Origin of the sequence: Methylobacterium sp. 4-46 (assembly GCF_000019365.1) — a bacterium.
Lineage (GTDB): Bacteria > Pseudomonadota > Alphaproteobacteria > Rhizobiales > Beijerinckiaceae > Methylobacterium.
This window is the reverse complement of the sequence record NC_010511.1, coordinates 3,241,172-3,265,510: the sequence shown is the minus strand read 5'-3', so window position 1 is coordinate 3,265,510 and position 24,339 is coordinate 3,241,172. Positions and strand designations below refer to the sequence as shown.

The window sequence follows — 24,339 nt, the reverse complement described above, 5'->3', positions numbered from 1 at the left end:
CCGCGCCGAATGTGCTATTGTGCAGTGCACAACGCCTGTGCCAGAGAGAGCATCAGTGAGGAGACGAACATGAACACCACCCCGAACTACGAGATTCCGGCCGAGATGCGCGACTTCGCGGAGAAGAGCGTCGACCAGGCCCGGAAGGCGTTCGACTCGTTCATCAGCGCGGCCCGCAAGACGGCCGACACGATCCAGGGTTCGGCGGAAGTGGCCCGGACGAATGCGCAGACCATGTCGACGCGCAGCTTCGCCTTCGCGGAGCAGAACGTGAATGCCGCCTTCGACCTCGCCCAGAAGCTCGTCCGCTCCCGCGACGTGCAGGAGGCGATGCAGCACCAAGCCGAGTTCCTCCGCAGCCAGTTCGCGGCGATCCAGTCGCAGGCCAAGGAGTTCGGCAGCATGACCCAGTCGGCCATGCAGCAGAGCGCCGAGAATGCCAAGGCGGCGATGCAGCAGGGCGTCGACGCCGCGAAGAGCGCCACCAACGACGTGACGCACAACGCCTCCTGAGGAGGCGCGGTCGCGCCGTCCCGGCGCGCCGCACGGGCAGCGATGCCCGAACCAGTGTGAACAGGCGTTGCCGAGCGGCCGTGTCCCGGGAGGGGCGCGGCCGCGCGCGCATCGGGCGCGGGTGGCTCCCGGGGAAGGGGTCGCTCCCGATTCCTGCGCGACGTCGGATCCCCCAGATCGCCCTCGCGCCGAGCATCGTGGCCCGCCGGCGCGTCCCGGCGCGTTGCCGCCACGACCCGGTTCCGCTACCGATGCCGGCCCTGCCGTCCCGTGCCGCGGGGCGCGCCTATCCTGACGGAGACACGCAGTGATGCGACGGTTCGTTCGCGCCCTCCTCGCGTCGGCGGCCCTGCTCGCCGCAGGACTCGCCGCGCCGGCCGCGGCCCAGCCGGCCTACGGCTACGATGCGCCCCCGCCGCCCTCCCGACGCGCCGTCGGGTACAATTGCGACGCGGTCCAGCGCGGCCTGTCCGGTCCGCAGCCCTATTCCTGCCCGATGCCCGGTCCCCGCCCGCTCGGCGCGCGCTGCTTCTGCGACGTGCCGATCGCGCCCTTCTCGCCGCCCCAGCCGCCGGCGCCGGGCCGCGTCGTCCCCTGAAGAATCGCCCCGGTTCGGATCCTGTCGGCGAACCGGGTGACCCGGCCTGATCCGGGATTCGGTTGATCACAGCGGATCCCGGATCACGCGGCCCGTGAGCGAAGCGCAGACCCGCCATCCCGAAGGGATCAGGCGGGTGTGGCATGTGAGGGTGCGCGTTCCCGGCTCGCGGCGCGGAAGGCGTCGCGACCCGGGAAGACGAGAACGGCCCCCGGCGCACGCGCGACATCGGCATGCCGGTCGGGACCGCCGCCCGGCGCGACGCCCTCGCTCCGATCTGCGCCGATGAACAGGTCCCGGCCCGGTCGCCCGCGAGGGCCCGCCGGCGGCCCGGCACCCGATTCCGTTCTACCGTCGCGGCCGGTCGAGCCCCGCCCGGCGCAGCGCCTCGGCGAGGGCGCCGTCACCGGCCGGCTCGGTCTCCCCGCGCGGCGGCTTTGTCTCGGTGCGCGGAGGGTTCGGCGCGGGCTCCCGCCGGGCGCCGTCCCGGCCCGGCCGGGCCTGCGGGGCATCGTCGAGGCGCATCGTCAGCGAGATCCGCTTGCGCGGCACGTCGACGTCGAGAACCTTCACCCGCACGACGTCCCCGGGCTTCACCACCGCCCGCGGATCCCTGACGAAGCTGTTCGACAGGGCCGAGATGTGGACGAGCCCGTCCTGGTGGACGCCCACGTCCACGAAGGCCCCGAAGGCCGCGACGTTGGTCACCACCCCTTCCAGCAGCATCCCGGGCTTGAGGTCGCCGATCGTCTCGACGCCCTCCTGGAAGCTCGCGGTGCGGAAGCTCGGGCGCGGGTCGCGGCCGGGCTTCTCCAACTCGGCCAGGATGTCGGTGACCGTCGGCAGCCCGAAGGTCGCGTCCGTGAAGGCCCGCGGATCGAGGCTCCGCAGCACCGATCCGTTGCCGATCACCGCCCGGATGTCGCTCTTCGTCGCCTGCAGGATCTTGCGCACCACCGGGTAGGCCTCCGGGTGCACGCCCGAGGCGTCGAGCGGGTCGTCGCCGCCGGTGATGCGCAGGAAGCCCGCCGAGAGCTCGAAGGCCTTGGGCCCGAGACCCGCCACCTTCTTCAGGGCGGTGCGGCTGCGGAAGGGCCCGTGCGCGTCGCGGTGCACGACGATGGCCTGCGCCACCCGCTCGCTCAGCCCCGAGACCCGCGCCAGCAGCGGGGCCGAGGCGGTGTTGACGTCGACTCCGACGCCGTTCACGCAATCCTCCACCACCGCGTCGAGGGAGCGCGACAGCTTCCCCTCCGCGAGGTCGTGCTGGTACTGGCCGACGCCGATCGAGCGCGGCTCGATCTTCACCAGTTCGGCCAGGGGATCCTGCAGCCGCCGGGCGATCGAGACCGCCCCGCGCAGCGACACGTCGAGGTCCGGCAATTCCTGGCTCGCATAGGCGGAGGCCGAATAGACCGAGGCGCCGGCCTCCGACACCATCACCTTGGTGAGGCCGAGGTCCGGGTGCAGGCGGATCAGCTCCCCGGCGAGCCGGTCGGTCTCGCGCGAGGCGGTGCCGTTGCCGATCGCCACGAGCTCGACCCGGTGCTGGCGGCAGAGGCGCGCCAGGGTCGCGACGGCGCGGTCCCAGTCGCGGCGCGGCTCGTGCGGGTAGATCGTGTCCGTGGCCACGACCTTGCTGGTTCCGTCCACCACCGCGACCTTGACCCCCGTCCGGTAGCCCGGATCGAGCCCGAGCGTCGGGCGCGCGCCCGCGGGGGCCGCCAGGAGCAGGTCGCGCAGGTTGCCGGCGAAGACCCGCACGGCCTCGCTCTCGGCCGCCTCCCACAGGCGCGCCCGCAGGTCGAGCTCGATCGAGAGCCTGAGCTTCGTGCGCCATGCCGCGCGCACCGTCTCGGCCAGCCAGCGGTCGCCGGGGCGGCCCTCGTCGCGGATGCCGTGGCGCAGGGCGATGCGGCCCTCGTAGCGGCTCGGCGCGCCGGGCTCGGTCCCGGCGGGCGTCTCGTCGAGGCGCAGGTCGAGCACCTCCTCCTTCTCGCCGCGGAACAGCGCCAGCACCCGGTGGGAGGGGAGGCGGGTCAGCGGCTCCGAGAAGGCGAAGTAATCGGCGAATTTCGCGCCCGCCTCGGCCTTGCCCGCGCGCAGGGTGGAGACGAGGCGCCCCTCCTTCCAGAAGGTCTCGCGCAGGGCGCCGACCAGCTCGGCATCCTCGGCGAAGCGCTCGATCAGGATGGCGCGGGCTCCCTCCAGCGCGGCCTCCGGGCTGGCGACACCCTTCTGCGCGTCCGCGAAGGGGGCGGCGGCCTCGCGCGGCGCGCGGCGCGGATCGGCGAGGAGCGCCTCCGCCAGCGGGCCGAGCCCGGCCTCGCGGGCGATCTGCGCCCTGGTGCGCCGCTTGGGCTTGTAGGGAAGGTAGAGGTCCTCGAGCCGGGCCTTGGTCTCGGCCGCCAGGATCTGGCGGCGCAGGGCCTCGTCGAGTTTGCCCTGGGCCTCGATCCCGTCGAGGATCGCCCGGCGGCGCTCCTCCAGCTCGCGCAGGTAGCGCAGCCGCTCCTCCAGGGTGCGCAACTGCGCGTCGTCGAGAGTTCCGGTCGCCTCCTTGCGGTAGCGGGCGACGAACGGGACGGTGGCGCCGCCGTCGAGGAGGTCGACCGCCGCCTTGACCTGCCATTCCTGCGCGCCGAGCTCGGCCGCGATGCGCTGGGTGATGCTCGCCATGTCCTCACACGATCCGGGCGAGCGGGGGCGGGGCGGCGGGGCCGCGTCGCGTCCCCGCCAGGGGATCAGGCCCCCCGGGCTCCCCTGAGCCGCTCGCGGTGGGCGGTGTAGAGGCCGCTCGCGGCGATCACAAGGACGCCGGCGCCCACGAAGGCGTCGGGCCGCGACCCGAAGGCGAGGGCGCCGATCAGGGCCGCCCAGACGATCTGCGTGTAGGAGAACGGCACCAGCGTCGAGGCCGGCGCGTGCCGGTAGGCGGTCGTCACGATCCAGTGGCCGGTGGTCGAGATCAGGCCGACCGCCGCGCCGATCGCGATCTCGTCGAGGTTCGGCGCCACCCAGGCGAAGGGCACGAGGCAGGTCAGGACGGCGAAGCCGACCAGCGCCGACCACGTCATCGTGGTCTGCGGCGCGTCGTAGCCGTTGATCTTGCGGGTGGCGACCAGGGCGAGGGCCCAGAACAGCGAGGAGGCGACCGGGAGCAGGGCGGCGAGCTGGAAGGCGCTGGTGCCCGGCCGCAGGATGATCAGCACCCCGACGAGGCCGACCAGGGCGGCGATCCAGCGCCGGACGCCGATCGTCTCCCCGAGCAGCGGGATCGACAGGGCGGTGACGAAGATCGGGGACACGAAGCTGATCGCGGTCGCCTCCGCCACCGGCAGGTAGCGCAGGCCCGAGAGGAACAGCAGGGCCGAGCCGACGAGGGCGAGGCCGCGCAGCACCTGCAGCCCAGGCCGCGCGCTGCGGAGAGGTGAGCGCCCGCGCCGCCGCGTGAGCAGCGCCGCCGCCAGCATCACCCCGACGAAGCCCACGTAGCGCAGCCACGCGATCTCCAGCGCCGGCAGCGATCCCGAGAGGTACTTGGCGATCGCGTCGGAGCTCGACAGGAAGATGGTGGACAGGACGACGAGCCCGATCCCGCGCAGCGGCTGCTCGCCGATGCGGGGCAGGGTGGGGCGCGACGGGAGAACGGCGGGGAGGGAAGGGGCGAGCGTGGCCACGGGACTGCAGCGGGCGGGAGCGACACTCCGATCAACTTAGCATTGCTTGGCCGAATCGAGCCGTGCCGATCCCGCGGCACGGCCATGCTGTCCGCTCAGCCCTGGTTAAGTCCGGATTTACCCGATCGTGACCACAGCGGGGCGCGGCGATGACCGGTGTGACGGGGGCGCCGGATTGATCATGGGCGGCGGTCGCGGCCCGCCCCGCAGGCGAAGACGCGTCTGCATTGGCGGACGACGGCGGATCCTGCGGTTCCGCCGGCCCGCGGACCTCCTCGGGCGGGAGATCCGGGCGCCGGCGGCGGGGCGAGGCCGGGCGGAGGGCCGAGGGCCGCCCCCCCCGAGTCCTCAGCAGCAGCGGAACCCGCCGCGGCCGCCGACGCCGAAGCGGGCGTTCTGGCGGTCGCGGAAGAACTCCGTCGGGTTCATCGGCTCCTGGTCCGGGTGCGTCCTGCGCATATGGGCCAGGTAGGCGTCGTAATTGCCCTGGCCGACCATCAGCCGCGCGCCGTCGCAGACGCAGCGGGTGAGGGCCGCCCAGCGCTCGCGCAGGGGCTCCGACGGAAGCGCCATGGCCGCCTCACTCCGCCGGGGCCGGGACGGCGCGCGGGTCGCTCTCGAGGGCGGTCCAGGTCGAGGCCCGGTAGGCCGCGACGCAGGACTTCACCCCGAAGGCGACGATCGCCACCACCACGGCCACGAACAGCATCGCCAGCACGGCGTCGATGCGGTCGTTGAAGACGATCTGGCTCATCTGATCGAGCGACTTCGCGGGTGCCAGGACCTTCCCCTCCGCCGCGGCCGAGGCGTAGCGGTCGGCATGGGCCAGGAAGCCGACCCGCGGATCGGCCGAGAACACCTTCTGCAGGCCCGCCGTGAGCGTGCAGGCGACGAGCCAGAGGGTCGGCAGGATCGTCACGATGGCGTAGCGCTCGCGCTTCATCTTGAAGATCACCACCGTGCACAGGGTGAGCGCGATGGCGGCCAGCATCTGGTTCGAGATGCCGAAGAGCGGCCACAGGGTGTTCACGCCCCCGAGCGGGTCGGTGACGCCCTGGTAGAGGAAGAAGCCCCAGAAGGCGACGCAGAGGGCGGTCGCCACGATGCTCGGCCCCCAGGAGGCGGTGTCCTTGAAGGCCGGCACCGCGACGCCGATCAGGTCCTGCAGCATGAACCGCCCCGCCCGCGTGCCGGCATCGACCGCGGTGAGGATGAACAGGGCCTCGAACAGGATGGCGAAGTGGTACCAGAACGCCATCATGGCCTTGCCGCCGACGACGTTGGAGATGATGTGGGCCATGCCCACCGCCAGCGTCGGGGCGCCGCCGGCGCGGGAGATCACCGTGTGCTCGCCCACGTCCGCGGCGGTCTGCTGGATCGCCTCCGGGGTGATCGCGAAGCCCATCTTGGTGACGGCCGCCGCGGCGGTCTCCGGCGTGGTGCCGACGACGGCCGCGGGCGAGTTCATGGTGAAGTAGACGCCCGGATCGATGACGCTCGCCGAGACCAGCGCCATCACGGCCACGAAGGACTCCATCAGCATGCCGCCGTAGCCGATGAAGCGGGCGTTGATCTCGTTGTCGATCAGCTTCGGCGTCGTGCCGGACGAGATCAGGCTGTGGAAGCCCGAGACCGCCCCGCACGCGATGGTGATGAACAGGAAGGGGAAGAGCGAGCCGGACCAGACCGGGCCGGTGCCGTCCACGAACTTCGTAACCGCCGGCATCTGCAGGTGCGGGGCGAGGACGAGGATGCCGAGCGCGAGCGCGGCGATCGTGCCGATCTTGAGGAAGGTCGAGAGGTAGTCGCGCGGGGCGAGCAGCAGCCAGACCGGCAGGATCGAGGCGACGAAGCCGTAGCCGATCAGCATCCAGCACAGCTGGGTGCCGGTGAAGGTGAACAGGCGCGACAGGGTCGGGTCGGCCGCGACGGTCTGGCCGTACACGATGGCGAGCATCAGCAGCACGAAGCCGATCAGCGAGACCTCGCCGATCTTGCCGGGCCGGATCCAGCGCGAGTAAACGCCCATCAGGAGCGCGATCGGGATCGTCGCCATCACCGTGAAGGTGCCCCAGGGGCTCTCGGCCAGCGCCTTGACGACGATGAGCGCGAGCACCGCCAGGATGATCACCATGATCAGGAAGGCGCCGAACAGCGCCACGACGCCCGGGATCGTGCCGAGTTCCGAGCGGATCAGTTCGCCGAGCGAGCGGCCGTCGCGGCGCATCGAGACGAACAGGACCATGAAGTCCTGCACGGCGCCGGCCAGTACCACGCCGGCCAGGATCCAGAGCAGGCCCGGCAGGTAGCCCATCTGGGCGGCGAGGACCGGCCCGACCAGCGGCCCGGCCCCGGCGATCGCCGCGAAATGATGGCCGAACAGCACGTACTTGTCGGTCGGGACGTAGTCGAGACCGTCGTTGTGGCGCACGGCCGGGGTCTCGCGGGTCGGGTCGAGCCGCATCACTCGCTCGGCGATGAAGAGCGAGTAGTAGCGATAGGCGATCAGGTAGACCGAGACGGCCGCGACGACGATCCAGAGGGCGTTGACGGTCTCGCCGCGCTGCGTGGCGACGAGGGCGAGCGCGGCGGCGCCGAGCGCGCCGACGAGGGCCCATGGCCCGTGCTTCTGGATGGCTGTCATGCTGGCGTTTCTCCCGAGGGGGCGGTCGGTTCGACCGGCCGTTTAGTCACCCGGGATCATAGCCGCTCTTAGACTTTCGGATAGGCCCCGGGCGCGCGCGGTGTGAGCCGCGCGCGCACCCGCGCGCCCCTCCGCGGACGGCACCGCTCGGCGATCGCCGGCTCCCTTGCGGCAGGAGCCCGTCCGATCACCCGGCCGAACTCTCCGACATGATGTGGTCGTAGTCGAGGTTGGCGGTCTCGATGACGATCTGCGTGCGGCTGATCACGCCGAGCTTGCGCAGGATCTCGGAGACGTGGGCCTTCACGGTGGAATCGCCGACGCCGAGTTCGTGGGCGATCTGCTTGTTGAGCTTGCCCTGGCGGATCATCAGCAGCACGCGCACCTGCTGGGGCGTGAGTTCGGCGATGCGCTGGGCGATGGGCGGCTTGCCGCCGCGGGGCGCCTCGCCCTCCTGCGCGCCCACGCCGTCCGGCACGAAGATCGCGCCGTTCAGCACGTCCGTGATCGCCCGGGTGAGCACCGCCTTGCCGGCCGCCTTGGGCACGAAGCCGGCGGCGCCGTGGCTCAGCGCCTCGCGGACGATGCGCGGATCGTCCATGCCGGACACGACCAGGATCGGGATGCGGGGGAAGCGGGTGCGGATCGCCAGCAGGCCGTCGAAGCCGTTGACGCCGCGCATGGACAGGTCGAGCAGGGTCAGGTCCACCGAGCGCAGCCGCGAGAGCGCCGCGCAGGCCGCCTCGATCCCGTCCGCCTCCTCCACGGCGGCGGCCGGGAAGGCCAGCCGCACCGCGCTCGTCAGCGCCTCGCGGAAGAGCGGGTGATCATCGACGATCATCAGGTGCATGTCCGACCCCTTCTCCGTGGGCGCCGGCACCGCGTCCGGAGGCCTCCCCTCGGCAGGAGACACTTGGTTGCCCGTACTGGTCAATGCCACCATCGGACCGCAACTTCCCTCGATCACCGCGCCGCAGAACGCCGCCCCGGCTCGCCGCGCCGGACCGGCCGCTCGCCGGCCCGGCCCCGGGGCGCGCCGACGGGCATTCGTCCACCGGTTCGGCGCGGCACCGGGCCAGTCCCGCCGGTGAGCAAAGAATACTTGTGAACTACAACCCTTATTCGTATTCGCAACCAGTATCACGCTGGGAGAACTGGCGACACTGTGCTTTGGTATGACGATTAGGGTGCAACGCGGCGACGACTGCACCCCTGCACCTTGGTCCAATGGTGGCCGCGCGGGGGCCGGACGTATCGTTCTGACCTTCAGCGGTCGGAGGAAACGTCGCCGCGAAGCAGGCGGGAACCGGGGTGGGCATCATGGCGGGGGCGCCGTTCCGGCGCGCCTGCCGATCGCGGGGGCGATCGCCGCCCCGTTCCCCAGCGCAGGCGCAGTCGCCGCACCGGCTGCGCCTGCGCACCCTGCCGCATTTGCCTCTTCTCCCAGCAATCGCCATAATCGAGCCCGCCCCGCCGCGGCGTTCCGGCGGCGGGCCTGGGAGACACGCCGTGGCGCAGGGCACGCGCGCCTGCTCGCACCTTTGCGGCATTCAGACGGCCTGGACCGATGAATCCGAGGCGGAAGCGGCGGTGGCGGCGTTCGCTGACGCCCTGCAGCGCGAACCGATCGGACACTTGGTGACCTTCTTCTCGCCCGCCTACGGGGCCGGGGCGGTGGCCGGCGCCCTGGCGCGACACTTCCCGGGCCTGCGCGTCTCCGGCTGCACCTCGTCGGGGGAGATCAGCCCGACGGGCGGCCTCGACCGCGGGCTCGTGGCGGTGGCCTTCCCTCGGGCCGGGTTCCGGGTCGCCTCGGTGCTGCTGCCGGAGATCGGCCACCTCGACGCGCAGCGCGCGGCCTCGGCCCTGCGCGCGCTGCGGGCGGAGCTCGACGCGATCGGGACCGGGGGGCAGCGCTTCGCCCTCTCGCTCATCGACGGCCTGACCAACGCCGAGGAGGCGGTGATCTCGGCGGTCTCGACCGGCCTCGACGGCGTGCCGCTGGTGGGCGGATCGGCCGGCGACGACCTCACCTTCCGGGACACCGCCCTGATCCACGACGGCGCGGTGCATCGCGGGGCGGCGATCCTGCTCCTGATCGAGACCGACTTCCCGATCGAGATCTTCAAGAACCACAATTTCGAGCCGACCGGCGCGAAGTTCGTGGTCACCGAGACGGACCGCGAGCGGCGGGCCGTGCGCGAACTCAACGCGGAGCCCGCGGCGGCCGAGTACGCGCGGGCCCTCGGCCTGCCGCTGGAATCGCTGACCGCGACCGACTTCGCGGCCAATCCCCTGGTGGTGCGGATCGGCGGCGACTATTTCTGCCGCTCGATCCGTCACCTCAACCCGGACGGCTCGCTGAGCTTCCTGTGCGCGCTCGACGAGGGGGTCGTCCTCACCCTGGCGCGGCAGAAGGACATCGTGGCCGCCACCCGCGAGGAACTGGCGCGCCTCGACGCGCGGCTCGGCGGCCTCGACCTCGTGATCGGATTCGAATGCGTCCTGCGCCGCCTCGATGCCGAGTTGCATCAGGTCCGGCATTGCATCTCGGACCTGTACCGCCAGTACAATGTCGTCGGTTTCGAAACCTACGGCGAGCAGTTTCGCTCCATGCACCTGAACCAGACCTTCACGGGCATCGCGATCGGGCGGCAGCCGGCGCCGCGGGCGGTGCCATCCGGCCCCGCGGGAGGCGCCATGGGGATCGCCCGATGAGGACCGAGACGATGGAGGCCGCACCCGCCGAGGAGGTGGCCGCGCTGCACCGCCGCATCGCCAAGCTGGAGCGCATCAACGCGGCCCTGATGTCCCAGGTCGAGCGCTCGATGGACCAGCAGGGCACCGCCTACTCGCTGTTCCAGACCGCCATCACCCTCGAGGGGCAGGTGCGCGCCAGGACCGAGGAGCTGACGGCGCTGATGCGCAGCCTCGAACGCTCGAACCAGGCGCTGATCGCCGCCAAGGAGGAGGCGGAGCGGGCCAACCGCTCGAAGACCCGCTTCCTGACCGCGGCGAGCCACGACCTGCTCCAGCCCCTCAACGCGGCGCGGCTGTCGCTCTCGGCCCTCGGCGACATGCCGGTGGGGGCGGAGGCGCTCGCGATCGTCGGCCAGGTCGAGCGCGGGCTCCAGACGATCGAGGACCTGATCAAGACGCTCCTCGACATCTCCAAGCTCGATGCCGGGCTGATCCAGCCGCAGCCGCGCAGCCTGAAGCTCGCGGACGTGTTCGCGAGCGTCGAGGCGAGCTTCGGCCCGCTCGCGGCCCGCAAGGGGCTGCGGCTCAGCGTGCGCCCGGGCGACCTCTGGGTGTCGAGCGATCTCGTGCTGCTGCAGCGGATCATCCAGAACCTGGTCTCGAACGGGATCCGCTACACCCGCACGGGTGGCGTCCTGGTCGCGGCCCGGCCGCGCGGCGGGGACGTGCGCGTCGACGTGATCGATTCGGGCGCGGGCATCCCGGAGGCGGACCGGGAGCTGATCTTCGAGGAGTTCCACCGGGGCGGGCGCGAGAGCGTCGACGGGGAGATCGCGCTCGGACTCGGCCTCTCCATCGTGCGCCGGTCCGCCGAGGCGCTCGGCCACCGGCTGAGCCTCGTCTCCCGGGTCGGCCACGGGTCCCGCTTCACCCTGATCCTGCCGCGCGCCCAGGCCGAGGCGCCCCGGCCGGCCCAGCCCCTCGCCCTGCCGACGAGCCTCACGGGGGCGCGCATCGCCGTGATCGAGAACGACCGGGCGGCGCTGGAGGCGCTCGCCCGGCTGTTCCAGAACTGGGACGCGCACGCGCTGGCGGCCCGCGACCATCTCAGCCTGATCCGGCTCACCGGCTCCACCTGGAGCCCGGACGTGATCATCGCGGATTACCACCTCGACGGCGGAGCCTGCGGCCTCGACACGGTGACGTGGCTTCGCACCGTGCATGGCGGCGACATCCCGGCCGTCGTGACGACCGCCGACCACTCGCCGGAGGTCGAGGCCCATGTCCGTGCGGCAGGCTGCGAGCTGATCCACAAGCCGATCAAGCCCGGTCAGCTGCGCGCGCTGCTGGCGCATCTCCTGAGCAAATCTTGACCGGCCCCGCGCGCGACGCAGGCGTGCCCCGCGGCGCCTCAAGGGGGGGCGGGACTTGCTTTCCCGCATCATGCTCTCCAAATTGGGCGAATCGCGCTGTCCCTGCGACCCGTGCCGCCACGGGTTCCACGGGCGGCGTGCCGCTTCACTTCTCGAACCGGCCCGCCGTCCTCACCTGGACCGAGTGGAGGCCCGTGAGTCAGTCACCGATGAACCAACTCGTGCGCATGTCGCATCTCTTCCCTGCCGAGACCGTCGAGGAGCCCTCTCCGGAGCTCCGGGTTCCGTTCGCGCAGTCGGGCGCGTTCGTGTGCAAGTTCATCATCGGCGAGCCGAACGACCGCGCCATCTGCTGCGGGGCCCCGGTGCAGGACGGCAAGAGCTGGTGCGCCTTCCACCGCCGGATCGTGTTCGAGCCGGCCCGGCCGGGCCGGCTGCGCTGAGGGCGCCTCCCCGGAGCGGCCGTCAGGGCCGCCGCGGCGCGTCGGCGCTGCCGACCGTCGGGTAGAGAGTCCGCAGGACGAGGCCGGCGCGTCGCAGCGGCGGCCGCGCGGCGGCCAGCCACGGCCGGAGGGATCGGGCCGCCGGGCGCCGCGCGCGGGTCGGGCCCGCCGCGACCCGGGTGATCGCCGGTGGGCCGACCGCGGGCGGCGGGGGAATCCTCCGCGAGGAGCGGACCGGCTGGGCGGGCAGCAGCGAGCGCGCCGGCGGATCGACCCACCGGGCCTGGGCGCGCGCCGCCGACGGGCCCGCGAGGGCGAGAATCGCCGCCGCGCAGATCAGCTCCACGGCGAACCGGCACTGCGTGACGTGACGAGTCGCCAAGTGAAGGGGCCTCCCGCCGCGCCGTGCGCGGCCGCGGAAACACCGCATAGACGAATCTGTCCCGCGTTGAAACTCTCCATATCTGTGGACGGCTGCGTTTCGACTGGAATCCGGGAGTCTGATGCGACATCTGTTCTGCGCGAGGTGCGCCCGCGCATAGCGCCGCCAGCGCCGCGGGGCATCCTCGACCCGCCGCGCCGCTCGGCGGCGCAGGGAGGTCCGACCCCATGGCTCACCGCTCGATGCTGCCCACCCTCGCACTGGCCGGACTGGCCTGCGCGGCCGCGCTGTCGCCCGTCCAGGCCTTCGCCCAGGGCTGCGAGGAACTCTGGTACCAGCGCAACCGCATCTTCAAGGAAGCGGGCTACTGCTTCCGCACGCCCCGCGGGATCCGCGCCTTCGGCAATGCCGGATGCCTCTACGACGACGAGCGCCAGGTGCCGCTCTCGGCTAATCAGCGCGAGGCGGTGACGGCGATCCGCCGCACGGAATCCGTCCTCGGCTGCACCCCCTGATCCGGGATCCGGTTGACCGCGGCGGATCCCGGATCACGCGCCCGCGCGGCGCTTGAGCGAAGCCCGAATCCGACATCCCGAAGGGATCGAGCGGATTTGGTGTGAGCGGCGTGGTGCCGCTCTTGCGACCGTGGCGTGACCAGATCGAGGAGCCTGCCGCCGTGGTCCAGAACGACACCGAGCCGTCCCGATTCGAGCCCGCATCGCCGATGCCGGATCGGATCCGCCGCGCCGCCATGGTGCTGACGCTGATGCTCGGCATTCCTCTCAGCCTGGCATGGCTGGGCTTCGTCGGCTGGAGCGTGCTGCGCCTCGCCTTCGCGGTGCTGTGACGCGGGAGCCGCGCGGCTCCCGCGCCGGGCTCAGGGCTCGGCGGTCCGGAACCCCGCGCCGCCGGCGCCGAGGGCGACCGGCGCCTGGGCGCTCAGCGCCTCGCCGTCGAACCGGAACACCTCGATGCGCCGATCCACCATGCACTGGACGAGCACCGTCCGGCCGTCCCTGGTCCAGACCGCTCCCTGGCACCAGCGCCCGATCGGGGCCTCGGCCACCTTCCTGAGCTCCGTGCCGCTCACCGCGTAGATCCGCAGCACGCCCTTGTCGTTGAAGAAGGGCGACGCCTTGGCGAGGTTGCTGCCGTTCTCGATCACCAGGGCGGCGTGGCGCCCGTCCGCGGAGAGGCGGATCCCCTCCGGCGTCGGCCCGACCGTCACGGTGTTGACGACGCGCGCCGGCTTGGCCCGCAGGTCGATGACGCTCACCGTGTCGTGGTCCCCGGACGATTGCCCGACATTGGCGACGAGCGCCACGTCCCCGGACGGGGTGATCTCGATTCCGTAAGGGCGCACGCCCGCGGTGAAATCCCGCTTCGCGTAGGTGACGCGGCTTCCCTCCACGGCGAGGACCGAGACCTTGTTGTCGCCGTCGCGCGTGACATAGGCCTCGCGCCCGTCGCGGGAGAACACGACGTGGCTCGGCCCGGCCTTGTCGTTGCCGAGATCGACCTTCCCGGCGGGGCTGACCTCGCCACCCGCGATCTTGAAGACCGAGAGGGTGCCCTCCGTCCGGTTCGCCACGAGCGCCAGGGTGCCCTCGCGGTTGATCGAGACGCCCGCCGCCCCCTTCCCGGCGGTCAGGGAGGCCCTCACCCTGGGCGGCGTGCTGGTGAGATCGATCACGGTGACGCGGTCGTCCGGCACGATCCTGGCGGCGTCGTTCGGGTCCACGCGCGTGGCGCTGGTGACGATCGCGAAGGTCTCGTTCGGGGCGACGGCCACCGATTGCGGCGGACCCACGACGCTGGCCGGCGCCTGCACCTCGCCGACGATCCTCGGCGGGGAGGCCGAGAGGTCGAGCACCGTGACGCTGTCCGGCACCGGCGGCGTCGCCGGGACCTGGGCGCCCGCGTCGGTGAGCACCGTGTGGCCGTCATTGGCCGACACGGCGAGTTCCGCTCGCAGGGGCGTGGCGGCCAGTGTCGCGGCGGACAGGAACGCGAACGCGCGAAGACGCATGCCCATGATGGTGATCCCCCCGGGGGGGCGCGGTCGTTCTTCGCCGCGCTCCGAAGCGGCACTGTAGCCCGGGACGTGCGCGCGGCCACACCATTTTCAGCACCGACGGCGACCGATCCGCCCGCGCGAAGCTCGGTCACGGGGCAAGGCGACGGAGGCGGCTTGCGCCCCTCCCTGGGGGGCGGGCTTCGTCAGCGACAGTGAGGCTCCAGATCTCGCCGCCCACGTCCGTCGCACCCGGTCGCCTCGCCGCCCCCGCGCGATCGGCAGGACGCGATCTGGTCGTGCGCGATCTCCTTCCCTGTGAGACCTCGCCCGCCGCGCCAATCCCTGCGCTGCATTCATCAACAGGGAACCGTTTGAGCCGACGATGTTTGCACGCCAGTGTTGCAGAGAAGCACTTGTAAACGTACTGGTGTATGTATATCCATGAATTTTGTCGATCGGCGCGAGCCGAACCAAGCAATCGGGAGGGCGGGTTCCCAATGCCTACGCCAGTTGTGTTCAATAATAGCTCTTATCTAGCCGCTTATCTTGGTGGTGACAATGACGGAGTCAACAATTCCATCTTCAACGTTCAACAGCTTGGCGATGCCGACTATTTTGTAAATGGAACCGTGAATAATCCTGGAGATCCAGTAACTTTCACGAATCAAGCCGATCCGACTGCGGTCATCACTGTCTATGCCACGAATCTCGATGATCCGAATCATATCGTGTTCACCCAGAACGCGGATGGGACTGGATTTGGGCTCCTCGCGTCGAACGTCCCGCTGACGGTAGGCGACAACATCACGTTCGGCGAGACGAGTCTCGGTGACTACCAAGTGCCGTGCTACTGCACCGGCACGCTGCTTCGCACCGTCGACGGCGACGTGGCGGTCGAGAACCTTCGCGTCGGGGACCTCGTCGTCACCGCGTCGGGCGAGCACCGCCCCATCAAGTGGATCGGCCACAGCGCCCTGGATTGCCGCAGCCACGCCAATCCGGCGGCCGCCCGCCCCATCCGCATCCGCAAGGATGCTTTCGGCCCCGGCAAGCCGGCCCAGGACCTGCTCGTCTCGCCCGCTCACGCCATCTGCCTCGACCTGCTCGGCGAGGTGCTCATCCCCGCCTCCGCCCTCGTCAACGGCAGCACCGTCACTCAGGAGGAGGTCGAGGAGGTCACCTACTGGCACGTCGAGCTCGACAGCCACGATATCCTCATCGCCAACGGCCAGCCCTCCGAGAGCTACCTGGAGATGGGCAACCGCGGCTTCTTCCTCGACGCGGCCGCCTCCGCCCTGCCCGACGCGCCCGTGCGCAGCCATGACGGCTACTGCCGGCCGTTCCACGACGGCGGTCCCGTGGTTGAGGCCGTGCGCGCCCAGATGCAGCGGCACGCCGAGGCCATCGGCTGGCAGATGGCCGCCTCGGAGGCGTGGGCAGAGGTTCACCTGGAGGTGGACGGTGAGATCGTGCGGCCGGCCGTGCGGGACCTGACGGCCCGGTTCATGCTGCCCGCCTCCGCGCGCGAGGTGTGGCTGGTGAGCCCCACGAGCGTGCCGCGTCACGTCGGCGAGAGCGGCGACGAGCGGGTGCTCGGTCTGTCGGTGGTCGGCCTGACGCTGGACGACGGCCTGGGCGAGCCGCGCATCGTGGCGCTCGACGATCCGCGCCTGGGCGAGGGCTTCCACGCTCCGGAGGAGGCCGGTGCGGCGCGGCGCTGGCGCTGGACCTCCGGCCGGGCGCGGCTGCCGGCCGAGCTGCTGGCCGGCCTGACCGACACGGTGTTCCTGCGGGTGGAGTTGGCCTGCGCGCCGCTGCCGCGCTGGCAGGCGCCCGCTTCCGCGCGGGAAGCGATCCAGCCGACCCGCATCGGCCGGACCCTGACCCTGGTCGCGAGCGCCGCGTAACCGCGGAGAGAGTCGACCGACACCGGCGGCCCGGGTTGCCGGTGCATCCCTCCCGCTCTCGGGCCTGCCCGGGAGCGGGAAAGCCGTTGCTCGGTCCCGGTTCGTCGCTGGCGTCGTCCCCCGTCGGCCGTCGGGAGAGGCGGGCCGGGGTCGAGCATCGCCCGGATCGCCCGCCCCCCGCAGCCCGCGGGCGACCTCCCGGGAGATGCCGAACGCCTCGCGGGCGCGAGAGTGTTTGGCGGAGGCGGATTCCGCCCTTCTGAGGAAAATTCACCTTTACCTTCAGATGATTAGCTTTTCGCTTTGAGCGCCTACCCACATGTGTACATACATGAAGACAGCGAAAGTAGACGAACTGCAGCGCTCGGGTGCGGACTTGACCGCTGCCGCGTCCTCTCACACCGCCTGACGTCAGCGGTCGAGCCGTAGGCCGGCCCTTTGGCGGCACGCCTTGATCCCGCCGCCGAGGAGAGCGCACCGGCGGTGAGGCCCGAGTGCACGGCGCGCCAACTGTGGCGCTCTGCCCGCCCACCTGCCGCGCGTCGAGCGCGTAGTCGACATCGAGAGCACCGCCTGTCCCTGCTGCGCAGGCCGCCTGCGTCGGATCGGCGAGGACGTGTCCGAGCGTCTCGACGTCGTGCCGGCCCAGGTCCGAGTCATCGCGATCCGGCGTCCGCGCTACGCCTGCCGCGCCTGCGAGGACGTGATCGTGCAGGTCCTCGTCTACAAGTACGCCGACCACTTGCCGCTCTATCGGCAGGCGCGGATCCTGACCCGCCAAGGCGTTCACCTGGACCGCTCGACCCTGGCCGACTGGGTCGGGCGTGCAGCCTTCCTGCTCCGCCCGGTCCACGAGCGGCTGCTCGAGACGTTGAAGCGGTCGGAGAGGCTGTTTGATCCTCCCTCGGTTTCACGGACACCTCTGATACGCTCTGGCGGAGCGGGGAAGGTGTCGGATGGCGAAGACGAGACGGGAGTTCACGCCCGAGTTCAAACGCGAAGCGGTCGCCCTGCTGGAGAGCAGCGGCCGGCCGCAGATGCAGATCGCGGCCGAGCTCGGGATCCAGCCCTCGATGTTGCGGCAGTGGCGTGCAACGCTGAACGGGGCACCGCCCCGACCGCGGCCGGCAGGATCGACCGGGGCCTTGCCATCAAGCCCGATCGCCTCGCCGTCCGATCAGGCCGCCGAGATTGCCCGTCTGCGGCGTGAGCTCGACCGCACGCGCATGGAGCGCGACGTCCTAAAAAAAGCCATCGGCATCTTCGCGGAGATGCCCACGTGACCTACGCCTTCATCGAGCAGCATGCGCGGACCTGGCCGGTGCGTCTCATGTGCCGCGTGCTCGACGTCTCCCCCAGCGGCTTTTACGGGTGGCGGTCACGGCCTGAGAGCGCCCGCTCGGCCTCCAACCGCCAGCTCCTGGACGATGTCCGGCGCATCCATGCCGCCCACCACCGGCGCTATGGTGCCCCACGCGTGCATGCCGCCCTGCGGGCCGAGGGCCGTTCAGCCAGCCGCGGGCGGGTGGAGCGTCTCATGCGCCGGCACGGCATCCGTGCCCTGGCGGGGCGTCGGTTCCGGCCCTGCACGACCGACAGCCGTCACGATCTCCCCATCGCCCGGAACCTCCTGAGGCAGGACTTCTCGGCCGCGCGGCCGAACACGGTTTGGCTGGCCGACATCACCTACCTGCCGACCGGCGAGGGCTGGCTCTACTTGGCTGCCGTCCTCGATCTGGCCACGCGCAAGATCGTCGGCTGGTCGATGCGCGATCATATGCGCACCGAGCTGAGCGTGGCTGCGCTGATGATGGCCGCCCAGCGGCAGCGACCGGCCGCCGGGCTTATCTGCCACTCGGATCACGGCAGCCAGCTTGGGTTCAAGCGGTCGTCGCAACACCATCTTGCACGGCAGCCAGCACAGCGTCGAGCGCCTCTGCCGGCGTCTTCCAGTTCAGCGTCTTGCGCGGTCTGCTGTTGAGGGCTGCGGCCACAGCAGCAAGATCGTTCGCGCTGTGGGCGCTCAGATCCGTTCCTTTCGGGAAGTACTGTCGCAGTAACCCGTTCGTATTCTCGTTCGTCCCCCGCTGCCAGGGTGAGCGTGGATCGCAGAAGTAGACCTGCAGACCCGCGTCGATCCGCAAGCGCGCGTGCTCGGCCATCTCGGTACCCTGGTCCCAGGTCAACGAGCGCCGCAGCTGCTCGGGCAAGCGCGCGATCGTGCCGGCGATCGCCTCGCGCACCGCCTGGGCCCCGTGCCCCGCCAGCGCCGGGCCGTTCTTCGCACGCGGTGTCACCCCATGGCCGTCCATCGGCGGAAGATGCAGCAGCATCGTAAAGCGCGTCGTGCGCTCGACCAGGGTCCCGATCGCCGAACTCTTCAGACCCAGGATCAGATCTCCTTCCCAGTGCCCCGGCACCGCGCGGTCCTCCACCTCGGGCGGACGCTCGCTGATGAGCACCTCGGGGGTGACGAACGACCTGCCTCGGCCCAGGCTGCGGGCCCGCGGCACACGCAAAGCCCGTCCTGTGCGAAGACACGCGGTCAGCTCACGCTTCAGCGCGCCCCGGCCCTGGATGTAGAGCGCCTGATAGATCGCCTCGTGACTGATGCGCATCGTGTATCGCCCGGAAAGTCGAGCCGTAGGCGCTCGGCGATCTGCTGCGGACTCCAGGATCGACCCCATCGCCGGCTCTGGCGTCGCCCGTGCCGCCGTCCCTTCCAGGCAACGCTAGGGCCAGGCAGAGCGCTCCCGCCCGGTGTCGCGACAGTTCCGGCGAGCCGCTCCTGCACGTACGTCCGCAGCGCTGCGTTCCCCGCCAGTTTTGCTGGCTTGGGCCGGCGTGCCGCGCGTTCAGCGTGCCACTGCGCGGTCGTGGCGCGATAGTCCAGGCCGCCACTGCGGGTCGCCGCATTGCGGCGCAATTCCCGCGAGATGGTCGACGCCGCCCGTCCCAGACGCCGAGCGACGTCCCGGACCCCGTGACCTTGCGCTTGTAGGATCGCGATCTCCTCCCGCTCAGCCAACGACAGGTAGCGCGCAGAAGGCGACTTGGATGATGGTGACAGGTGGGAAGGTGCCATTCCGCCTGCTGTCCGGAACCACCGCGAGCCGACCGGTGGCGAGATCCCGAGCTTCATCGCTGCGACCTCGCTGGAGAGACCCTGCGCGAGGAACGCCCAGAACCCCCGCCGCGTCTCGCGCAGACCGACCCCGGGACGACCCGGTGACCGCAGCTTCTCGCGAAGTGCCCGATCCGAACGCCGCCGACCTGCCATCACAACCGCCCTCCGCCAAGCCGTTGCGACGACCACTTGAATCCACCCACTACGCGGCCGAGGCCTACCGGAGGCAGCTCGCCGGCATGGCGGCCAGGCCGTCCATGAGCCGGACGGCCTGCTGCTACGGTAATGCCCCGATGGAGAGCTTCTTCCACACCCTCAAGGTCGAGCTCGTCCATCAGCGACGATGGGCGACCCGGGATGAGGCGCGCCGCGACCTGTTCGCTTACATCGAGGGCTACTACAATCGGCAGCGCATCCACTCGGCACTCGGTTATCTCACGCCCGAGCAAGCCGAACGGACCGCGAGCTAAACTCCCCGTGTCCGCGAAATCAGGGGAGGATCAGGCGCGCAGCGCGCTTCGCTCTTGCGGCGTTGCTCGCGCGCCCGATGGCAGGTCACAATATTCAGTGAGAGTGCGCGGCGCTGCCATCGCTACGCTGTTGCCGCCGACTATTCCGGTTTGCCTCGGACTTCGTCCCATGCTGAAATCTCGGGCAGCCGCCCGATGAACGAGGCGGATGGGAGGAGAGAACCGATGAGGCGAGGCATCGCGGGAGCGTTGTCGTTGGGCGCGTGGGTGCTGGCCGCGATGCCAGCCGTCGCGCAGGACAAGACGCTCACTGTCTGGTTCAGCAAAGGCTTCTATCGGTCTGAAGACGATTCCCTCTGGGCGACCATCAAGAAGTTCGAGCAAAAGACCGGAATTAAGGTCGAGCTGTCGCAGTACGCGATTCAGGACATGATCCCGAAGACGGTCGCGGCGCTCGACTCCGGTTCGCCGCCGGATGTCGGCTATTCCGATACATACAACAATCAAGCTGCTGGCAAGTGGGCCTTCGAGGGTAAGCTGGAGGATCTCACTGACATCTTGCAGCCGATGATGCCGCGCTTCGCGCCGCAGACGGTCGAGCACGTGCTACTCTACAACGACCAGATCCACAGGAAGGCTTACTTCGGTTTTCCTCTGAAGCGGCAGACACTTCATACTGAAATCTGGGGAGACATGATCGAGAAGGCCGGTTTCAAGCAGAGCGATATTCCGACGAGCTGGGCCGAGTACTGGTCCTTCTGGTGTGATAAGGTTCAGCCCGCTTACCGCAAGGCTTCAGGTTCCCGCACCTACGGGATCGGCGCGCCGATGGGTGTGGAGTCGACTGACAGTTTCCAGTCCTTCTACGCCTTCATGGACGCCTATGACGTTAGGCTCGTCGACAGCGACGGCAAGCTCCTCGTCGATGATCCGAAGGCACGTGACGGTCTGATCAAAGCCCTCAAGGACTATACCGATCCCTATGTTAAGGGATGTGTCCCTCCATCCGCGACGACCTGGAAAGACCCCGACAACAACGTGGCCTTCCACAACCGAACGACGGTGATGACGCACAACTTCACGATCTCCATCGCGGCGAAATGGTATGAGGACAGCCTCAATCCGAGCGCGACTGACGAGCAGCGCGCGGCCGCCAAGAAGGCCTACGAGGAGACGATCATCACCGCGCCGTTCCCGAACAGGCCCGACGGTAAACCGATGACCTACCGCGCGGACGTCAAACACGGCGTCGTCTTCGCCGGTGCCAAGAACAAGGCGGCCGCCAAGGAGTTCGTGAAGTTCATCATGGAGGAAGACAACCTCCGCCCTTACGTCGAGGGTGCGCTCGGCCGCTGGTTCCCCGTGACGAACGCCTCGATTGAAAGCACCTTCTGGCAGGCCGACAAGCATCGCAAGGCCGTCTACAATCAGTTTAAGTCGGGTACGGAGCCGTTCGATTATGTTAAAAACTACAAATTCACGCTGATCAACAACGAGAATGTCTTCGCCAAGGCGATGAACCGGGTCGTGAGCGAGAAGGTCCCGGTCGAGAAGGCCGCCGACGAGATGCTCGCCCGCATCAGGCAGGTCGCTGCGCCGTAACGGGGCCGAGCATTGTCCGCCGGGGCGGTGATCGGTTTGGCGGCCGACATGATGCGGGAACAAGGGGCTGAGCGGAGTAGTCCGATGCGGTTCTGCTCAGCCGGTGCCGCCCACCCGCGGCAGTGACTCAACAGGGAGACCGAGGATGTCGGGAGCGCGCGCGATAACGGCCGATGATGCCGCGCCGGCAACCGCGCCCAGGCCAGTCCGCCTCGGTGCTTGGCAGGCTTGGGGCGCGATCCTGATCGCGCCCTACCTTCTCGTGTTCCTGCTCTTCGTCATCTACCCGATCGGCTACGGGCTCTGGCTCGCGCGCAGCCCGGCGAGCTACGCCCATCTCGCGGCCGATCCGATTTTCGCGCGCGCTGTCGTCAACACCCTGATCTTCCTGATCGTCGGGATCAACGTGAAGATGGCCATAGCACTCTTCTTGTCAGGATTCTTCACTCACGAGCGGCTCTGGATCCGCTGGCTCTCAGTGCTCTTCATCCTGCCCTGGGCGGTGCCGTCGATTCCGACCATCCTATCCATCCGGTTCATGCTGAACCCCGAATGGGGGATCGTGAACCAGACCATCTTCCGCTTCACCGGAGAGGACGGTCCGAACTGGCTCAACGATCCTGGACTCGGGCTGACGCTCGCCATCGCGGTGCATATCTGGAAATCGCTGCCGTTCTGGACGCTGATCCTCCTCGCCGGACGCCTCGCCATTTCGTCCGACCTCTACGAAGCGGCCTCCGTCGATGGCGCGACGAGCTGGCAGAAATTCCTGCACGTCACGTGGCCATCCATGCGGGCGCTCTACGTGACGTGCACGATCCTCTCGATGATCTGGACACTCGGTGATTTCAACAGCATCTACCTGCTCACCGGTGGCGGGCCCGCAGACCTGACGCATGTGCTCGCGACGCTCGGTATTCGTTACCTGAGGCTTGACCAGATCGACCACTCGATGGCGGCGGTCGTCTGCGCGATGCCCTTCGTTCTGCCCCTCGTCTACGTCCTGATGCGGAGGCTCTCGAAATGAGCACCGGAATCGCAGGCCCGCCGCGCGACACGAGGCGCTCGCCCACAGGTCTGTCCCACCGCAATTCCAGCTGGCTGAGAGCCGCTGGAACCGAGGCGAAGCTGCTCCTCGTCGGCATCCCGGTCCTGCTCTGGACCCTGATACCGATCTATCACCTCGTTCTATTCGCGATGTCGCCGAAGCAGGACGCGCTCTCGGGGGCGCTCTTTCCGGAACACCCGACCCTCAGAAACTTCGGGATCGTCTTCGGACAGCAGCATTACTTTCTGTCGCATTTCTGGCAACAGCTCTGGAATTCGGTGTTCATCGCCTTCTCAACCGGAGTCCTGACGCTCTTCATCGCAACATCGGCCGCTTTCTCGATCAGCCGGTTGCGGGTGAGGGGCGGCCGGACCGTGATGAATCTTGCGCTCTTCACCTACTTCATCCCAGCGGCATTTCTCGCGGTGCCGATGTACAAGACGATGGGCGCCTATGGGCTGCTCAATAGCAAGTGGGCGCTCATCCTCGCGATGGTGACAATCGCGAGTCCCTACGCCATCTGGGTGCTGAAGCAGGCCTCCGACAAGCTGCCGCTGGAGCTGGACGAGGCAGCCGTGATGGACGGGGCCTCACCGCCCCAGCTCTTCCGTTTCGTCTATCTGCCCCTGATGACACCGTCGCTCGTCGCGATCGGTGTCTACGCGCTCCTGCTCGCCTGGAACGAGTACCTGTTTGCCTTCCTGCTGCTGTCCCGCGACACAGATGTGACCCTGCCTGTCGCGCTCGGAAGCTTTCTAGCAGCCGATGACTCGCCTTGGGAACTGCTCATGACGACGGGGCTGATCTACGCCCTGCCGCCGGCGGCGGTTTATTATGTGTTCAGACGGTACATGGTCGGGGGACTGACGGCCGGCGCGGTCAAGAGTTGAAGCTGCCGGCCTATTTGCCTGAACCTTCCCGAGTGCTTCGTACGCGGATTGGTTCAGATTTGGCGGCAACGGCCCTGTCGTGGGCCTAGAGCGTGTTATGAACCTACGATGTAGCGTAGGCGTTGAAGGGCATGAGCACCGATCGCGCCGCCTACCCGTCCGACGTGTCCGATGAGGAGTGGGCGCTGGTGGCGCCCTACCTGGCGCTGCTGCGCGAGGACTCGGGCCAGCGTGACCACGATCTGCGCGAGGTGTTCAACGGCTTGCGCTACATCGTCAAGACCGGCGCGCCGTGGCGGTTCATGCCCCACGACCTGCCGCCGTGGGCAGCGGTCTACCAGCAGACCCAGCGCTGGTTGGCCGCCGAGTGCTTCGCCGATGTGGCCGGCGACCTGCGTGCTGTGCTGCGGCAGGCGGCCGGGCGTGAGCCGGAGCCCTCGGCGGTGATCCTGGACAGCCGGACCCAGCGCTCCTCGCCCGAGAGCGGCGAGCGGGCCGGCTACGACGGGGCCAAGCGCATGCGCGGGTCGAAGGTGCATCTGGCGGTCGACACGCCCGGTCACGGGGTGGCGCTGCACGTCACGCCGGCGGATGTCGATGATCGCAGTCAGGTCGGCACGCTGACCTGCGTGGTCCAGGCGGAGACGGACGGGGGCGTGGAGAAGGCATTCGTCGACCAGGGCTACACAGGTGAGAAGGCAGCGACCGCAGCGCAGGCGAACGGGATCGCGTTGGAGGTGGTCAAGGCCCCGGAGGCCAAGCGCGGCTTCGTGTTGCTGCCGCGGCGTTGGGTGGTGGAGCGCTCGCTCGCCTGGGCGGTGCGCTGCCGCCGGCTGGTCAAGGACTACGAGCGTTATGCGAGCACACTGGCTGGAATGTACATGGTCGCCTTCGTCTGTGACATGCTCAGAAAGCTCGGACGCATAGTAGAAAGTTCATAACACG

20 protein-coding genes and 4 pseudogenes are annotated in these 24,339 nt (G+C 69.6%); 15 read left to right on the top strand and 9 right to left on the bottom strand.

From position 1 onward, the window contains the following. Nucleotides 1–69 precede the first annotated feature (69 nt). Entirely contained in the window at nt 70–513 is a 444-nt protein-coding gene (locus M446_RS14100) for a phasin (protein WP_012332759.1), read from the top strand. Nucleotides 514–823: 310 nt separating this feature from the next. Then, nucleotides 824–1,111 (top strand): hypothetical protein, encoded by a 288-nt coding sequence (locus M446_RS14095; protein ID WP_012332758.1) that lies wholly within the window; start codon nt 824–826, stop codon nt 1,109–1,111. A gap of 348 nt (nt 1,112–1,459) precedes the next feature. Here M446_RS14095 and M446_RS14090 read toward each other — a convergent pair whose 3' ends face one another. From M446_RS14090 to M446_RS14070, 5 genes are all read right to left on the bottom strand, one after another. Then, the gene (locus M446_RS14090; protein WP_012332757.1) at nt 1,460–3,790 is read right to left on the bottom strand and encodes a Tex family protein; all 2,331 of its coding nucleotides are present in this window, start codon (nt 3,788–3,790) and stop codon (nt 1,460–1,462) included. Nucleotides 3,791–3,855: 65 nt separating this feature from the next. Further along, on the bottom strand, nt 3,856–4,791 hold the full coding sequence (locus M446_RS14085) for a DMT family transporter (RefSeq protein ID WP_012332756.1): 936 nt from the start codon (nt 4,789–4,791) through the stop codon (nt 3,856–3,858). A 348-nt stretch (nt 4,792–5,139) separates the two neighbouring features. Further along, entirely contained in the window at nt 5,140–5,364 is a 225-nt protein-coding gene (locus M446_RS14080) for a YbdD/YjiX family protein (RefSeq protein WP_012332755.1), read from the bottom strand. A gap of 7 nt (nt 5,365–5,371) precedes the next feature. Continuing rightward, nucleotides 5,372–7,435 (bottom strand): carbon starvation CstA family protein, encoded by a 2,064-nt coding sequence (locus M446_RS14075; RefSeq protein WP_012332754.1) that lies wholly within the window; start codon nt 7,433–7,435, stop codon nt 5,372–5,374. 187 nt (nt 7,436–7,622) lie between these two features. Further along, complete coding sequence (locus M446_RS14070) at nt 7,623–8,378, bottom strand: response regulator (RefSeq protein WP_012332753.1); 756 nt, start codon at nt 8,376–8,378, stop codon at nt 7,623–7,625. A 566-nt stretch (nt 8,379–8,944) separates the two neighbouring features. On the opposite strand from M446_RS14070, the gene M446_RS14065 reads away from it, so the two are divergent. The 3 genes from M446_RS14065 to M446_RS14055 all read left to right on the top strand — a co-directional run bounded on the left by M446_RS14065 (nt 8,945) and on the right by M446_RS14055 (nt 11,951). Continuing rightward, nucleotides 8,945–10,153 (top strand): FIST N-terminal domain-containing protein, encoded by a 1,209-nt coding sequence (locus M446_RS14065; protein WP_012332752.1) that lies wholly within the window; start codon nt 8,945–8,947, stop codon nt 10,151–10,153. After that, nucleotides 10,150–11,508, top strand: a complete 1,359-nt coding sequence (locus tag M446_RS14060; RefSeq protein ID WP_018260605.1) for a hybrid sensor histidine kinase/response regulator — start codon at nt 10,150–10,152, stop codon at nt 11,506–11,508. The genes M446_RS14065 and M446_RS14060 overlap by 4 nt, the downstream gene beginning before the upstream one ends. A gap of 209 nt (nt 11,509–11,717) precedes the next feature. Then, entirely contained in the window at nt 11,718–11,951 is a 234-nt protein-coding gene (locus tag M446_RS14055) for a GcrA family cell cycle regulator (RefSeq protein ID WP_012332750.1), read from the top strand. A gap of 22 nt (nt 11,952–11,973) precedes the next feature. Here the strand turns inward: M446_RS14055 and M446_RS14050 are convergent, their stop codons facing one another. After that, a complete protein-coding gene (locus tag M446_RS14050; protein ID WP_012332749.1) occupies nt 11,974–12,333 on the bottom strand; it encodes a hypothetical protein in 360 nt (119 codons plus the stop codon). 227 nt (nt 12,334–12,560) lie between these two features. Between M446_RS14050 and M446_RS14045 the strand changes: the two genes are divergently transcribed. Together M446_RS14045 and M446_RS37200 are read left to right on the top strand one after the other, a co-directional pair. Further along, complete coding sequence (locus M446_RS14045; RefSeq protein WP_012332748.1) at nt 12,561–12,848, top strand: YARHG domain-containing protein; 288 nt, start codon at nt 12,561–12,563, stop codon at nt 12,846–12,848. 101 nt (nt 12,849–12,949) lie between these two features. Then, nucleotides 12,950–13,180, top strand: coding sequence for a hypothetical protein (locus tag M446_RS37200; RefSeq protein ID WP_083784679.1), 231 nt, complete (start codon nt 12,950–12,952; stop codon nt 13,178–13,180). A gap of 30 nt (nt 13,181–13,210) precedes the next feature. Here the strand turns inward: M446_RS37200 and M446_RS14040 are convergent, their stop codons facing one another. Both M446_RS14040 and M446_RS37195 read right to left on the bottom strand, forming a co-directional pair. Next, entirely contained in the window at nt 13,211–14,368 is a 1,158-nt protein-coding gene (locus M446_RS14040) for a YncE family protein (RefSeq protein ID WP_012332746.1), read from the bottom strand. A 515-nt stretch (nt 14,369–14,883) separates the two neighbouring features. After that, nucleotides 14,884–15,075 carry a hypothetical protein gene (locus M446_RS37195; protein WP_150108660.1) on the bottom strand — a complete coding sequence of 64 codons (192 nt, stop codon included), beginning with the start codon at nt 15,073–15,075 and terminating at the stop codon, nt 14,884–14,886. Between the two features lie 3 nt (nt 15,076–15,078). Between M446_RS37195 and M446_RS14035 the strand changes: the two genes are divergently transcribed. From M446_RS14035 to M446_RS35290, 3 genes and pseudogenes are all read left to right on the top strand, one after another. After that, complete coding sequence (locus tag M446_RS14035) at nt 15,079–16,257, top strand: Hint domain-containing protein (RefSeq protein ID WP_150108659.1); 1,179 nt, start codon at nt 15,079–15,081, stop codon at nt 16,255–16,257. Between the two features lie 499 nt (nt 16,258–16,756). Further along, nucleotides 16,757–17,299, top strand: a pseudogene (locus M446_RS35295) (IS66 family transposase zinc-finger binding domain-containing protein); the annotation flags it as partial. Next, nucleotides 17,214–18,130, top strand: a pseudogene (locus tag M446_RS35290) (IS3 family transposase); the annotation flags it as partial. The pseudogenes M446_RS35295 and M446_RS35290, both read left to right, overlap by 86 nt. A gap of 7 nt (nt 18,131–18,137) precedes the next feature. Here the strand turns inward: M446_RS35290 and M446_RS14025 are convergent. After that, nucleotides 18,138–19,537: pseudogene (locus M446_RS14025) on the bottom strand (IS30-like element ISMtsp4 family transposase). A gap of 47 nt (nt 19,538–19,584) precedes the next feature. On the opposite strand from M446_RS14025, the pseudogene M446_RS14020 reads away from it, so the two are divergent. The 5 genes and pseudogenes from M446_RS14020 to M446_RS14000 form a co-directional block, all read left to right on the top strand. Beyond that, nucleotides 19,585–19,854 (top strand): annotated as a pseudogene (locus M446_RS14020) (IS3 family transposase); the annotation flags it as partial. Between the two features lie 225 nt (nt 19,855–20,079). Beyond that, complete coding sequence (locus M446_RS14015; protein ID WP_012332744.1) at nt 20,080–21,456, top strand: ABC transporter substrate-binding protein; 1,377 nt, start codon at nt 20,080–20,082, stop codon at nt 21,454–21,456. Between the two features lie 145 nt (nt 21,457–21,601). Beyond that, a complete protein-coding gene (locus tag M446_RS14010) occupies nt 21,602–22,483 on the top strand; it encodes a carbohydrate ABC transporter permease (RefSeq protein ID WP_012332743.1) in 882 nt (293 codons plus the stop codon). After that, nucleotides 22,480–23,394 carry a carbohydrate ABC transporter permease gene (locus M446_RS14005; protein WP_012332742.1) on the top strand — a complete coding sequence of 305 codons (915 nt, stop codon included), beginning with the start codon at nt 22,480–22,482 and terminating at the stop codon, nt 23,392–23,394. Before M446_RS14010 ends, M446_RS14005 begins: the two co-directional genes overlap by 4 nt. Before the next feature lie 131 nt (nt 23,395–23,525). Next, the gene (locus M446_RS14000) at nt 23,526–24,335 is read left to right on the top strand and encodes an IS5-like element ISMtsp14 family transposase (protein WP_012332741.1); all 810 of its coding nucleotides are present in this window, start codon (nt 23,526–23,528) and stop codon (nt 24,333–24,335) included. The last annotated feature ends 4 nt before the right edge of the window (nt 24,336–24,339 follow it).

Coding starts and splice junctions, on each gene's coding strand:
- M446_RS14100 (WP_012332759.1), top strand. CDS start 70: ATGAACACCACCCCGAACTACGAGATTCCGGCCGAGATGCGCGACTTC.
- M446_RS14095 (WP_012332758.1), top strand. CDS start 824: ATGCGACGGTTCGTTCGCGCCCTCCTCGCGTCGGCGGCCCTGCTCGCC.
- M446_RS14090 (WP_012332757.1), bottom strand. CDS start 3,790: ATGGCGAGCATCACCCAGCGCATCGCGGCCGAGCTCGGCGCGCAGGAA.
- M446_RS14080 (WP_012332755.1), bottom strand. CDS start 5,364: ATGGCGCTTCCGTCGGAGCCCCTGCGCGAGCGCTGGGCGGCCCTCACC.
- M446_RS14075 (WP_012332754.1), bottom strand. CDS start 7,435: ATGACAGCCATCCAGAAGCACGGGCCATGGGCCCTCGTCGGCGCGCTC.
- M446_RS14070 (WP_012332753.1), bottom strand. CDS start 8,378: ATGGTGGCATTGACCAGTACGGGCAACCAAGTGTCTCCTGCCGAGGGG.
- M446_RS14060 (WP_018260605.1), top strand. CDS start 10,150: ATGAGGACCGAGACGATGGAGGCCGCACCCGCCGAGGAGGTGGCCGCG.
- M446_RS14055 (WP_012332750.1), top strand. CDS start 11,718: ATGAACCAACTCGTGCGCATGTCGCATCTCTTCCCTGCCGAGACCGTC.
- M446_RS14045 (WP_012332748.1), top strand. CDS start 12,561: ATGGCTCACCGCTCGATGCTGCCCACCCTCGCACTGGCCGGACTGGCC.
- M446_RS14040 (WP_012332746.1), bottom strand. CDS start 14,368: ATGGGCATGCGTCTTCGCGCGTTCGCGTTCCTGTCCGCCGCGACACTG.
- M446_RS37195 (WP_150108660.1), bottom strand. CDS start 15,075: ATGATTCGGATCATCGAGATTCGTGGCATAGACAGTGATGACCGCAGT.
- M446_RS14015 (WP_012332744.1), top strand. CDS start 20,080: ATGAGGCGAGGCATCGCGGGAGCGTTGTCGTTGGGCGCGTGGGTGCTG.
- M446_RS14010 (WP_012332743.1), top strand. CDS start 21,602: ATGTCGGGAGCGCGCGCGATAACGGCCGATGATGCCGCGCCGGCAACC.
- M446_RS14005 (WP_012332742.1), top strand. CDS start 22,480: ATGAGCACCGGAATCGCAGGCCCGCCGCGCGACACGAGGCGCTCGCCC.
- M446_RS14000 (WP_012332741.1), top strand. CDS start 23,526: ATGAGCACCGATCGCGCCGCCTACCCGTCCGACGTGTCCGATGAGGAG.